The sequence below is a fragment of the Actinocrispum sp. NPDC049592 genome (assembly GCF_040675465.1).
In the GTDB taxonomy this organism is placed as follows: Bacteria; Actinomycetota; Actinomycetes; order Mycobacteriales; family Pseudonocardiaceae; genus Kibdelosporangium.
Map to the genome: position 1 here is coordinate 50,287 of NZ_JBFAPA010000009.1, position 14,156 is coordinate 64,442.

The window sequence follows — 14,156 nt, forward strand, 5'->3', positions numbered from 1 at the left end:
GTGTCGCAACTGGGACTGATGCGGGACCACTGGTGGTGGCGTCCCGGTTGGAAGGTGGGCCGATCGTTCTACACCTGGCACATCACCTTTGCGGATCAACCTGCAGCTGCAGAGTTGGTCGATGCTTATGCGCCCGCGCTCAGCCAGTTGCCGACGCTCGACCCGGTTCCGTTGGGCTGGCTGCACTTGACGATGCAAGGCATCGGATTCACCGACGAGGTCGACCGAAGCGACGTGGATCGAATCATTTCCGCGGCACAGAAACGGTGCGCACAGTTGGAGCCCTTCACGGTAACGATCGGGCCAGCTCACGTGGACCCGGAGACGATCCAGATGCCGGTTCGCCCGATCGAACCGCTTGCCCGTGTCCGGAGAGCGATCCGCGACGCGATCGGCGAGGTGTGGGGTGCGGAGAACGTCCCTGAGCCTGCCGACGGGTGGCGTGCACACGTCTCACTCGGCTACTCGAATAGCCCCGGTCCAGCCGAGCCCGTCACAACATCGCTTGCCGCGCACGGGAAACACACCGCCGAGGTTACCGTGTCGGCCGTATCACTGATCGACTTGAACCGGGACAACAAGGCTTACGAATGGACAGAAGTCGCGACTGTCCGCATAGGCTCCAAGTCGTGATAGTCGAGCACGAGTCTGTCGTCGTCTGGTAAGCCAAGAAACTGAGAAAAACATGGCCGGTGCCACAACGCGCCAGACGCACGCCACAGACAGCTCATCGAGCACGGCCATAGATCGTGGCAGCCCTGGGCAAATTTACGTGAGACACGTCCTTAGCCACGCAGAGGCTCATCGTCGGCCAGGATGCTCACCATTTCCGGAGGAATGCGAAATGCTAGTGCTTTGACACCACCGTGGTATATAGGAGTTAGTGCCGCATCAACTCCGTTGGCCACGAGGCCAGCCGCTTGAAGGTCACGTGTTATGCGAGCTGTGGGTCGCGTGAATCCTCGCAACATACGGTCATCGTCATAGTCGCTGATTGCATAGATCGCATCGCGATCGATCGTACCGCCAGCTTGAGCTGCGGCCCGGATAACATCGGCTTGTTCTCGCCCTTCAGTCTCAAGGGCTTCGAGGAGGGCGGCGACCCCTGCCTCAGTCCAAGCCGGATGTTCCTCGCTCTCCCGTCGACTGACCCTGGCGACATCCTCGACTGACTCCACGCGTACGGTGACCGCAAGTGCGGAGGCTCGTTTCAACAGGTCAATAGGCCGCACCATGTACAACTGGCGCCCGCAGCTCGTCTTGAGTTCCTCAACCAGCTCGCTCCTTGGACCGAGAAACTCCGAGCGGTACCGCCACCACCAGTCTTCCTTCTCATCGCCGGTCACGAACAGCACGTCCGTACCACGACGGGAAGCCTCTTTGACAGTCTGATACCACACCAGATAGTCGCCTGCAGCCTTCTCTGCAAGGTCGGAGTTCACCTTTTCGGCGTCGAGGTAGCCTGGCGGTTCCTTATTCACAGCCCGGCGATTCCCCTCATTCACAGCTTCCTGCCATTCAGCAGAATCAAGCGCCGGCCCAACTCTATTTTGGAAGAGTTTTTCGAGCCTCACTAGCACCGGTTCGGCGCGACTACCGGCACTCGCACTCGACGAGGCGGGGGTATGAGAATTGATCGCGGCTTCGAGGTCTTCATGGAGCTGACTTACCTTAGCCAACAGCGCCTCTTGCCCAGACATATCGATGGCAGTGGCTTTCGCCCATTGCACGATCGCTGCTTCGGCTGCCCGATGCTGTTTGGCGAGTGCGTCGAGCACCTGCCCGGCAGCGGTGTCTCGGCTTGCGAGGACGCTAAGGCGATTGCGCCAGAACTCTCTGATGACTTGATGTGGCGCCCATAGCCTGTCTTCCAGACTGCTCAGCACTCCCAGGAGATCATCCCGGGTAGATTCATTATATCGATACAGGTTAAGCAGGACATTGGTGTCAACAACCACAAGCGCCGACCGCAGCGCGGTATCGATTTCACCGTCAGATGGCAAGCGGTAGCCCGGAAAGGCGTCGTAAATGCCGCCGTTCAAGGCTTCATGCTCGCTCATCCGTGATCCTCTCCGATCCATAGAAACACCGAAAAGTCTTACTCTCTTCGCGCGCAGCAAGCAGGTCTTGCTATCGCTATCGATGCGGGAGGGCTTGGATGTTACGCGTCGATTTGGGCTGCAGGTCAGGTGCGACGGCAGCTCCTTTTCGCCAGTTAACGAACATCCACCGGGACTGTGAGCCGATCGGCACGACTCCTGATCTTGGAAGCGCGACTTCGGAGACCGAGATCATGCGTTGTATGAGTAACAGCGACAATGCCCCTGCAAGCCTGCAGCTCCGAGGCCTGGACAGGCTGGACAAGCGGCTGATCAACTAGCCGAGCGGGTAGTCGAGCCGCAACTAAGTCCGATCAAGGTCAGCCATGAGCAGGCCCCGGGTTGTTACCGCCAGGCGATCAACGCCAGCGATCGGCCCTGTTGCCAACGTTCACAATCAACGAACTACATGGGTGTTATTACGCCATTCGAGTGGCCGCGCCGCCATTCACTCCTATGGACCTATATCAGAACGCCACAATGATCAAAAATGGACTGCAGAGCAAACGGCATGCAAATGCAGAGAAATCTCGTCCAAGTGCGAGGTGATGCTCGTGGGAGCAGCGGCATATTCCCGCGAGCGTCGACGTATCGGCGCCTCCGACTCGGTGCAGCAGCACAGGGATTGGCTAAGCCTGATTGACGTCGAAGGCCCCTTCTTGGCTCTGCCGGTGCTGCGCACTGTGTGGCCAACTCTCGACTCGCTCGACAAACCCGCGCGGCAGGCGCTGCGAATCGCACACACGCAATGGCAGAGCGCTCCAGATAACTACCAGAGCGCGTGGCTTAACTTTGTCCTTCGTGAGCTGGTCGGTTGGGGCGACGAGCTGGCGTGGAACGACAACGACGTTCTCGCCAATTTTTCACTCGAGGTAGCCGAACATGACACGCGGCTGACTCCATCGTTCGTCCTAATCTCACCTGGCGGTGACGTCAAGCCCACCAGCACCCACGTACTCGGCATGACCATCACACCAGGCGTTCATCCCACGAAGCGGATCCCGGGCGACACCTGGGCGGCTTCACCCGCCGACCGCGTAGCACGTCTCTGCCGACACCACGGTATCCAACTGGGTCTGGTGACGGACGGGCGCTTGTGGACATTGGTCCGGGCTCCTCGAAATGGTGTTACCACAACGGCAACGTTCGATGCCATCGGCTGGCCCGACTCCGCTGAGCGGTTGGTCGTTCGAGCATTCATCTCGTTGCTCGGCCGACACCGATTCTTTGCCGTACCGGATGACGAAAAGCTGGTTGCCCTTCTGGAAAGCAGTAAGAGCACCCAGGAAGACCTAACTGAGGCCCTGGGCGTCCAGGTTCGGCAGGCGGTCGAACTGCTAGTCGCGGCGATTGGTCGAGCTGACACCGTCCAGCGGCAACGCGGCGAGGACGGGCTTGTCCACGTCGACGCTGCCGAGATCTATCGCGGTGCCGTGTCGACGATGATGCGGATCGTATTCCTGCTCTTCGCGGAGGAACGCGGACTCCTACCGGCAGACAACGAACTCTATGCAACCGCATATTCGGCTGGGCGCCTTTGTGCTGAGCTCGAACGACAGGCACTTGAAACCAGCGAGGACGACCTCGAACATAGCTATGCCGCCTGGCATCGACTGCTTGCCCTCTTCGAGGCCGTGTACTACGGCGTCGACCACCATCGACTGTCGATGTATCCGCACGACGGCTCGTTGTTCGACACTACGACCTATCCATGGTTTCCCCGCACCATCGACGACCGGACAGTCCTGCACATACTCCGCGCGGTGCAATACGTGGAGACCGGAACTGGAAAGTCGCGAGAACGGCGCAAGCTCTCTTTCCGCGAGCTGAACGTCGAGCAGATCGGGTATGTTTACGAGGGGTTGCTAGCATACGACGGTTTCCGCGCTGAGGAAGTCACCGTTGGGCTGATCGGCAAGGAAGGCGCAGAGGCAGAGGTACCGCTGCGCGAGCTCGAAGACCTCGCCGCACGGAGCCCGAATATGTCAGCATTGGCACACTCACTGGCGGAAAAGTACAAATCCTCCGGAATCGGCTCTGCAGGGTCCCTAACGAAGAAACTGAACGGTTTCACTGCCGTGAGCCGTTTAGAGGTACACAAGAACTTGCTCTCAACAGTTCGCGGTGACGTCAGCCTCGCAGACCGGCTGCTCCCGTTCTTCCAACTCATTCGCCACGACCTGCGACAACTACCCTTCGTCATCCTGCCTGGCGAACTGTTCGTCACCGAATCTCCGTTGCGCAAGAATACCGGGACGCACTACACGCCTCGACAACTCGCCGAGCAGGTCGTCGTCCGCGCACTCGAACCTCTTGTTTACTCCCCAGGTCCACTGCAGACTTCCAATAGGTCGAAGTGGCAGCTGAAGAAACCGAACGAGATCCTCGCCCTCAAAGTCGCGGACGTCGCTATGGGATCTGGGGCATTCCTCGTCTCGGCAGCTCACTACCTCGCCGATCGGCTAGTCGAATCGTGGATTTACGATGGCGATGAAGCTGCGCTCCTGTCGCAGATCTCGCGAGTTACCGGCGAAGTGGATGACGACCCAGTCGTTATCCGAGCTCGGCGACAGGTCATCGAACGGTGCCTCTACGGGGTGGACATCAACCCTGCGGCCGTGGAAATCACAAAGGTCTCTCTGTGGTTAATCTCCCTGGATCCTGAGCTGCCCTTCACGTTCCTCGACGACCGCCTCAAGGCTGGTGACTCACTGCTTGGCATTACCTCCGAGGAGCAACTGTGGCATATGCATCTGGACCCGATCCGAGGGCAGACTATCCACTCAGACCTGTTCCAGTGGACGGCTCCAGGCCAGGCTCTCCTCGAAAAGCTGGCCGACGACCGCCTGCGAATCACGGAGATCTCCGTGGACGTCGACCCGCTCGCAGGTCTCGCAGAAAAGCGAAAACTGCTCGCCGAAATTGAACAGAACGTCGCACAGTTGCGCATGGTAGCCGATCTACTGACCGGTTCCGCGCTGGCGAACGCTGCCTATGGAGTACGTGGGTTGGATCATGGGTCGGTGACAGCAGCCAAATTTGCAACCGATGCGACTCGTGATGGCCTCGTGGAACCCGCATCCAGGAAGGCGCGCCAGTGGCTCCAAACTGACCAGCCGTCAGAGTGGTTCGAGCGACGCCCCTTCCATTGGCCGCTGGAGTTCCCCGAGGTCTTCCGGCATGGTGGCTTTGACGGTGTCATAGGGAACTGGCCGTACTTGGGCGGCCAGAAGCTCACCGGAACCCTCGGCACCGCTTATCGTGAGTACTTGGTGCACGGATTGGCGGATGGCGTCCGTGGCAGCGCCGACCTTATTGCGTACTTTGTACTGCGCGCTGCCAAGTTGGTCAGACAGGATGGCGCAATCGGTCTGGTGGCCACGAACACCCTCGCACAAGGTGATACCAGGCAGGTCGGTCTCGATCAGCTTCTGGCAGGCGGCATCATCATCTATGACGCCATCAAAACCATGCCGTGGCCATCAAAGAGCGCAGCTCTAGAATGCTGCGTCGTTTGGGCGACCCCGCTCAAGGTTCTCACCGGCCGAGGTATGACCGCATCTCTCGACCCGCCAGCACGAGTTTCCGGCACGGCAGAACGACTGGACGCGAATCGAGGTGTCGCGTTCATAGGCTCATACGTCTTAGGCCTTGGCTTCACCATGCATCCAGATGAGGCCGAAGCCCTTATCAACAACAATCCACGAAACACCGACGTGCTATTCTCATATTTGAATGGCCAAGACCTCAACTCCCATCCGAACTTCGCACCGAGCCGATGGGTGATCAACTTCCATGACTGGCCACTAGAACGCGCCAAACGTTACCCCGAATGTTACGATCAGGTTGTTCGTCTAGTGAAGCCTGAACGTGATCACAATAATCGGAAAGCTAGGCGCGACCGGTGGTGGCAGTATGCCGAACGGGCGCCTCAGATGCTGCGCGCTGTCGCCAATCTCCAACGAATTATCGTAATCACGCGCGTAAGTAAGACAGTAATTCCCGCGATGGTGCCTGCGGGTCAGGTGATCTCGGAGGCTGTAGTCGTGTTCGCCACAGAGGACACCGCCGTACTCTCGTTTCTTTCCAGCTCCGTCCACTACTGGTGGGTTAAGTCTCGAGCATCGTCGATGAAAGCAGATCTTCGCTACACACCTTCTGACGTTTTCGAAACACTGCCGCTACCTCCTCTCAACGATGAGCTACGACAACTCGGCCAGGAGCTGGACTCGTACCGTCGACAAGTGATGGATGGTCGGCAAGCTGGGCTCACTAAGACCTACAACCTGGTGTTCGATCCTCACTGCAGCGACAGCGACATCGCGGTACTGCGCCGCATCCATCGAGATATTGATGAGGCCACCATTCGTGCCTACGGCTGGCAAGAGCGCATCGATGCCGTGGGCGGGCTCGACCACGGCTTCCACCTCGCGGGCCGGGAGACCCGGTACACGATCGGACCAGCCGCGCAGCGTGAACTCCTGGACAGCCTGCTCGAGCTCAATCACGAGCGCTACGCCGATGAGGTCGCCCGCGGTCTTCACATCAAGAGCCGCCGTACTGGCAAGCGCCAATCTGAGGTGCAGGAGGAACTGGAGCTGGGACTCGACGACACGAACGAGTGACATACGCAGGTCTCGATGTCTCCTTTGCGCGACATTTTCCGCCGATCTGTTACGCCCAACACCTACGCCCACGACACGACTGAGCAGGTGCCATGCGGGGAGAGGGCTTGCCAGGACCATGTCAGTGATCTTGGCGAGCGCTCTCGACCTTGCAAAGCGCCCAGCGTAACTTGACGCAGAGTCACTGGTGATTACGGGCAGGGGTGTGCATGGCCGACGCGGCGACGACGGAACTCAAAACTGGTTCTCTGGTCTCGATACGTGGGCACAAGTGGGTGATCAGCGAAATCGACGCGACCGGCGGCAACACGCTGGTATCACTACAGAGCGTGGAGGACGGTCGGTTCGGCGACACGCTCGATGTGATCTGGGAGGTCGAGCCCGGTCGCCAAGTTCTGCCCAGTGGGTCGTTGCCCGAAGTCACTGAGCAGGGCTTCGACCCTCCAGAACAGCTGGCGGCGTTCCTCGACGCCGTGCGTTGGTCCGCAGTGACATCCGCCGATACCCGCACTCTCCAGGCCCCATACCGCTCGGGCGTGGCGATCGAGGACTACCAACTGGAGCCGCTGGCCAGGGCGGTCGCGGCACCGCGTGTGAACCTGCTGCTCGCTGATGACGTCGGTCTCGGCAAGACCATCGAGGCCGGCCTGGTTGCTCAGGAGCTGCTGCTCCGCCACCGCACCCAGCGAATCATGGTTGTGTGCCCGGCTGGACTCGTCACGAAGTGGCAGGACGAGATGGCCGAGAAGTTCGGCCTGGATTTCACCATCATCGACTCAGAGCGGTGCGCGCAGGTCCGTCGTGACTTCGGCAGCGCAGCCAACCCGTTCAACGTCTATCCACGCACCATCATCAGCCTGCCATGGCTGCGCGGCGCCAAGGCCCAGCGTCTCTTGGACGAGGTATTGCCAGCCGACGGCCCTTCTTACCCTCGCGCATTCGACCTGCTCATCCTCGATGAGGCCCACCACGTCGCCCCAGCTGCGCCCAAACAGGTCTACGCCGTGGACTCTCAGCAGACCAAGTTGATGCGCAGGCTCGCACCGCACTTCACTCACCGGCTGTTCGTCTCTGCCACGCCGCATAACGGCTACCAGGCCTCCTTCACCGCTTTGCTGGAGATGCTGGACGACCAGCGCTTCGCTCGCGGGGTCGAACCTGGCAAGGAAGCGGTTGCCGAGACCGTGGTGCGCCGGCTCAAGGCGGACATCACGGACGCGGATGGCAATCCGCGGTTCGCGCAGCGGAAGGCCAGTGCCATTTCGGTGCTCTATCCGGAGTCCGAGCGCGAGATCCACAGTGTGCTCACCCGGTTCGCGGCACTCCGCCGTAAGAAGCTCACCACCCGTCGCGGGCAGAAGGCCACCGACCTAGTGACGCTGCTATTGAAGAAGCGCTTGTTCTCCAGCCCTGCCGCCCTGGCACACACAATCGACGTGTATCTGACAACGCTGCGCAACAGAGGCGGCGCTCCCGCGTCGGCGGAGGACGACATTCCGGAATGGATGGAAGACTTCTTCGACGACATCGCCACATACGACGATGAACGGCTGGCGGAAGCGGAGGACGATGCTCTCGACCGCGCCCGTCCGATGCAGCCGGATGCTGACGATGACGAGGTCTCCCTGCTGCAGAGCATGAGCGAGTGGGCTCTGGCGCATGAAGCGGAGCCTGACGCCAAGGCACGAGAACTGATCAAGTACCTGACAGCGGTGTGCCGGCCGGACGGCAAGCGCTGGACAAACGAGCGCGTGGTGGTGTTTACCGAGTATCGCGATACCCAGCTGTGGCTGGCCAACCTGCTGCGGCAGGAAGGCCTGGCCGGTGACCGGCTGGCAGAGCTGCATGGCGGCATCAGCCCAGACAACCGCGAGCAGCTGCGTCTCGCATTTCAGAAGCACCCCACCGAGCACCCCGTGCGCATCCTGCTCGCTACGGACGCCGCCAGCGAAGGCATCGACCTGCAACGGCACTGCCACCGGCTGGTGAACTACGACATCCCGTTCAATCCGAACAAGCTGGAGCAACGCATCGGCCGCATCGACCGCTACGGCCAAACCGAGACCCCGGACATCCGCCACTTCGTCGGCACAGGCTGGGAGGGCGCGGTTGGCACTTACGAGGCGGACCTGGAGTTCCTCTCCCGGGTCGCGAAGAAGGTCTCAGACATGGAGGCAGACCTCGGGTCAGTGAACGCTGTGCTCGCAGCCGAGGTACAGCGGCGAATGCTCGGCCTGCCACCCACGGTCGATGTTGACGCCGCAGGCCAAACCGCACAGAAGCTGGCGGCAGAGTCGAACGTGCGCGACCAGGTGCGAAGACTGCGTGCTCATCTCGACGATACGGTTCGCGAGCTGGGCATCACGCCGACCCGGGTGAAGCGCGTAGTAGACACGGCACTAAATCTCGCCAGACAGCAACCGCTGCGTTCACACCTGGACGAGAAACACTTCGCCGAGGGGCTTTACGACGTGCCGACGCTGACAGGTTCATGGGTTCGCGCGAGTGACGGGTTGTTCGAGAAGTTCCAGGGCACGAGCCAGGACAGCAGGCGCAAGCGCCACGTCGAACCCCGCCAACTACCGGTGACGTTCGATCAGGAGGTGGCGCGTGGCCGTGACGACGTCGTGCTCGCTCACCTCAACCATCCGCTGGTTGCTATGTCCACCCGACTGCTGCGAGCGGCGGTGTCCAACGACGACGTCGGCCTGCGCCGCGTCACGGCCGTGGTGAGCGACGACCCAGCGCTGGAGGACGTGCTGGTCGGTGCCTACTCTCGATTCGTGTTGGTCGGCGCGGACGGCGTGCGACTGCATGAAGAAGTGCTGTATGCGGGCGGCTGGGCGCCAGAGACTGGCCGCTTCCGAAGGCTGGAGAACCTGACCACTCTGGGCGGCATATTGGATCGAGCGCTCACCTCCGGGACACCGGCGTCCGATCCGGTATGGCGGCGCGTCGCCGCACGCTGGCCGCGCATTTCTGAAGGTCTGGTCAACGCGATCGACTGGCGCACCAAAACTCGGCTCGAGTCGCTGAAGAATCGACTAGCCCAGCGGGAGCAGGAAGAGCGCGCTCGCATCAACCATGTCATCGACCAGTTCTCTGCCACCTTGCGCGCGAAACTGACCGAAGAAGACGAGGAAGGCGTTCTGTTCAGGGAGATAGACGCCAAGTCGGCCGAGGAACTCACCCAGTACCGACGGGATCGGCAGATGTGGCAACAACGCCTAGACAGTCTGTCGGACGAACGTGACCGTGAGCTTCACGCGATCACCGCTCGCTACAGCCAGCAGGAACCGCATCGATTCCCGGTCGCTGTTGTGTTCGTCGTGCCGAAGCGGGAGGCCACCCGATGAACTCCCAGTCGATTGGCCGCGGACGTCGCCGCTCACACGCCCCGGACAGCGCCGAGCAGCACCGGGACTGGCTGAACCTGATCGAGGTCAGCGGTCCATTCCTGTCCATGCCCGTGTTGCGCAACGCCTGGCCAGCCCTGGATGCCTTGGAGAACAAACCCGCGTTGCGGTCAGCGCACGCCAACTGGCTGGCTGACCCCGTTAGCGGTCAGCGGTTGTGGGTCGAGTACGTGCTCGGTGACCTGCTCGGCTGGACGAGCGGCCCCGAACCCGCCCTGGTTTGGAACGACATATCCGACCTGGACGCCCTCTCTATGGATGTGGCCGAGCACGACGCCCGTGTGGTGCCCGACTTCGCTTTGGTTCGGCCTGGTGAGGACGCCAAGCCGGGCACCACTGAACTGCTGGGATTGTTGTGCCCACCAGGCTCATCGCCGACCGCGCGGATCAGCGGCGAGTCATGGGCGGCCACGCCTGCGGACCGCTTGGCACGGTTGTGCCGCCACCATGAGGTAGAACTCGGCCTCGCCACCGACGGACGCTGGTGGACCATGGTGTGGGCGCCGCGCAGCAAGGTCACCACCACCGCCACGTTCGACGCGGTCTCCTGGCCAGAGAAGGCCGAGGAATACGTCGTACGCGCATTCCTGTCGCTGTTGCGCCGTGAGCGATTCTTTGGGGTGCCCGACAACGAGAAGCTCGTCAACCTGTTGAAGGACAGCGAGGATTCGCAGGAGGAGATCACCGAGGCCCTCGGCGTGCAAGTGCGCCAGGCCGTCGAACTGCTAGTTGCCGCGATCGGACGCGCAGACACCACGCTCCAGGCGCGCGGTGAGCCTGGACTGTCCTACGAGGACGCACACGACGTGTACCGTGGTGCGGTCTCGGTAATGATGCGCATCGTCTTCGCGCTCTTCGCCGAAGAGCGCGGCCTGCTTCCCGCCGACAACGAGCTGTACACCAACTCGTACTCCGCCGGCCGCCTGTGTGCCTTGCTGGAACAGCAGGTGCGCGAAGGCAGTGAGGACGACCTCGAGCACAGCTCGCAGTACTGGAACAGGCTGCTCGCCCTGTTCGACGCGGTCTACTGCGGCGTCGAGCACCCCCGGCTCACGATGCACCCGCACGACGGATCGCTGTTCGACCCCATGCGGTTCCCGTGGCTGCCGAGCACCATCGACGACCGCACCGTGTTGCACATGCTGCGTGCGGTGCAGTACGTCGAGATCGGCAGCGGCAAGAGCAAGGAGCGGCGGAAGCTGTCGTTCCGCGAGCTGGACGTCGAGCAGATCGGCTACGTCTACGAGGGCTTGCTCTCCTACGACGGCTTCCGTGCAGACGAGGTGGTCGTCGGCCTCATCGGCAAGGCCGGTGAGGAAAAGGAGGTCAACCTGCGTGAGCTGGAGGGCTTCACCGCTCGCTGTGCCGATGTCCCCACGCTGGCCAAGGCCATAGCCGAGGCGTACAAGGACCACAAAATCGGCTCGGCCAAGGGCTTGGAGAGGGCACTCAAACCGCTGGCTGGCAACGACAAAGAGGAAGCCCGACGCAAACTGCTTGCCGCCTGTGGGGGTGATGCCACACTTACCGACCGGCTGCTGTCGTTCTACGGCGTGATCCGTCAGGACCTGCGCGAGCTACCGGTTGTGATCATGCCCGGTCAGTTGTACGTGACCGATTCGCCGCTGCGCAAGAACACCGGCACCCACTACACACCTCGGGACCTCGCCGAGGAGGTCGTCGAGGGGGCCCTTGAACCGGTGGTATACGAGCCAGGTCCACTTCAGACAGCGGATAAGAGTCAGTGGAAGCTGAAGTCCAGCAAGGACATTCTGTCGCTCAAGGTCGCCGACATCGCCATGGGCTCAGCCGCCTTCCTGGTTGCGGCGTCCCGCTACCTCGGCGGCAAGCTCATCGAAGCCTGGACCGAGGAAGGCGACCCACGGGCCAGCGAGTACACGTCAGCCGAGCCGCCCGGCGACACCGACGTGGACCCGGTGGTGATCGAGGCTCGTCGGCAGATCATTGAGCACTGCCTCTACGGCGCAGACATCAACGAGATGGCTGTAGAGATGGCCAAGCTGTCGCTATGGCTGGTGTCCATGGACCCCAACCGTCCATTCACATTCCTAGACGACCGCCTCGTAACGGGCGACTCACTGCTCGGCATCACCTCGCTCGACCAGCTCGCGTACCTGCACTTGGACCCGAAGAAGGGCCGCGAGATCCACGAGGCAACACTGTTCGACGAAACGGACAAGATCCGAGCACTTTTGTCGGAAGTCGCGAACCTACGCCGCGGACTCGCCGACATCGATGGGTCTACTCTGGACGGCCTCGCCCGCAAGCGCAAACTTCTCGACAGATCCGGGCACATGACCGCTCGTGCGCGTGTCTTCGCCGATCTTGTCGTCGGTGCGGCGTTGGCGCACGCGAGCCGAGGGGAGCGTGGCCTGCGCGACGGCTCTATCCTCGCCGCCGACTACGCCAAGCGCCTCAGCATCGTCGAGGCAGAGGTGCACGAGAAGGTACGCGAGTGGCTGGATAGCGACCTGCCCGTCGGGGCTTTCCGCCGAGAGACCTTGCACTGGCCGCTCGTATTTCCAGAGGTCTTCGAACAAGGCGGATTCGATGCTGTAATCGGAAACCCACCCTTTCTCGGCGGATCGAAGATAAGCGGTTCGAGCGGATCATCCTATCGCGAATACCTAATGCAAGCGATCGCCAGGGGAGTCAAGGGAAATGCGGACCTTATTGCATACTTCGCCATTCGGGTCCACAATCTCATAAGCTCACACGGGCAGAGCGGAATCATTGCAACCAACACGCTAGCTCAAGGTGACACACGAATGGTAGCCCTGGATCAGCTCGTGTCAGCTGGCATAACCATACGTCTCGCCATCAAGTCCAAGCCTTGGCCATCAAGGAGTGCAACACTCGAGTTCTGCGTTATTTGCGCAAGCCGATCGGTTGTCTCGATCGACTCCGCGAAATACCTAGATGGACAACGAGTCTCTGGAATTACTTCTAGCCTGGATCCAGTATCACGTACAACTGGTACGCCGCATCAGCTTAGGGCGAGCAAGGGAATCGCGATATACGGCACATACGTACTCGGCATGGGATTCACGATGAAACCCAGCCAGGCGCAGGATATGATCCAGCGCGATAGCCGCAACAGGGAGGTGTTGTTTCCATATCTCAACGGAGAGGACGCCAATTCCTCGCCGCGCTGTAGCGCCAGTAGATGGATAATAAACTTCCACGATTGGCCAATGTGTCGCGCACAGGAATATTCTGACTGCTTCGACCATGTTGTTCGATTTGTAAAGCCGGAGCGCAGCCAGAACAATAATGAACAAGTTCGCAGGAATTGGTGGCAATACAAGCGTCCAACGGTCGACCTATATCGATCCATTGCCGGGCTTACTCGGGTTATTGTACTCACATTGATAAGCAAGACTATGATGCCGGTAATGGTGTCGACTGGCCAGGTTTTCGCCCACAAGCTTGCAGTATTTGCGACCGATGACACGGCCATGCTGGCATTGCTGTCAAGCGCCCCTCATTACTGGTGGACTGTTCGTCGCAGTTCAACGATGAAGACGGACATCAACTACTCACCGTCGGATGTGTTTGAGACGTTTGCGATGCCGGAGTTGAACCGGGAGCTTCGGGAATTGGGTGATGCGCTCGACAAGTTTCGGCGGGATGTGATGCTGTCGCGGGATTCGGGTTTGACGAAGACCTACAACCTGGTGTTCGAGCCGGATTGTCGTGACACTGACATCGAAGAGCTGCGGCGGATTCATCGAGAGATCGACGAGGCTACTATTCGCGCTTACCATTGGGAGAATCGTATCGAGAAGGTCGGCGGGCTGAACCACGGGTTCCATAAGGTTGGACGCGAGACCCGATACACGATTGGCCCGGCTGCGCAGCAAGAGATCCTCGACAGCTTGTTGGAGCTGAACCACGAGAGCTACGCCAAGGAATTGACCAAAGGCTTGCACGACAAGAAAAGGCGCAAGGCAACCGAAGAAGGAACGCTGTTCTGATGCTCGGCCACCCTGAAC

5 protein-coding genes are annotated in these 14,156 nt (G+C 60.7%); 4 read left to right on the top strand and 1 reads right to left on the bottom strand.

All coding sequences use genetic code 11. The annotated features are described in order from the left end of the window. Positions 1-633: a 2'-5' RNA ligase family protein gene (locus AB0J95_RS23230; RefSeq protein ID WP_364761268.1), complete on the top strand. Its 633-nt coding sequence runs from the start codon at positions 1-3 to the stop codon at positions 631-633. A gap of 152 nt (positions 634-785) precedes the next feature. Here AB0J95_RS23230 and AB0J95_RS23235 read toward each other — a convergent pair whose 3' ends face one another. Continuing rightward, a complete protein-coding gene (locus tag AB0J95_RS23235) occupies positions 786-2,060 on the bottom strand; it encodes a PIN domain-containing protein (RefSeq protein WP_364761271.1) in 1,275 nt (424 codons plus the stop codon). A gap of 593 nt (positions 2,061-2,653) precedes the next feature. Between AB0J95_RS23235 and AB0J95_RS23240 the strand changes: the two genes are divergently transcribed. From AB0J95_RS23240 to AB0J95_RS23250, 3 genes are all read left to right on the top strand, one after another. Further along, complete coding sequence (locus AB0J95_RS23240) at positions 2,654-6,724, top strand: type IIL restriction-modification enzyme MmeI (protein WP_364761274.1); 4,071 nt, start codon at positions 2,654-2,656, stop codon at positions 6,722-6,724. Positions 6,725-6,933: 209 nt separating this feature from the next. Further along, positions 6,934-10,080: a DISARM system SNF2-like helicase DrmD gene (gene drmD / locus AB0J95_RS23245; RefSeq protein WP_364761277.1), complete on the top strand. Its 3,147-nt coding sequence runs from the start codon at positions 6,934-6,936 to the stop codon at positions 10,078-10,080. Further along, the gene (locus AB0J95_RS23250) at positions 10,077-14,138 is read left to right on the top strand and encodes a DNA methyltransferase (protein ID WP_364761280.1); all 4,062 of its coding nucleotides are present in this window, start codon (positions 10,077-10,079) and stop codon (positions 14,136-14,138) included. The genes drmD and AB0J95_RS23250 overlap by 4 nt, the downstream gene beginning before the upstream one ends. The last annotated feature ends 18 nt before the right edge of the window (positions 14,139-14,156 follow it).

Excerpts from the sequence above, each read along its gene's own strand:
- AB0J95_RS23235 (WP_364761271.1), bottom strand. The coding sequence starts at position 2,060 with ATGAGCGAGCATGAAGCCTTGAACGGCGGCATTTACGACGCCTTTCCG.
- drmD (WP_364761277.1), top strand. The coding sequence starts at position 6,934 with ATGGCCGACGCGGCGACGACGGAACTCAAAACTGGTTCTCTGGTCTCG.
- AB0J95_RS23250 (WP_364761280.1), top strand. The coding sequence starts at position 10,077 with ATGAACTCCCAGTCGATTGGCCGCGGACGTCGCCGCTCACACGCCCCG.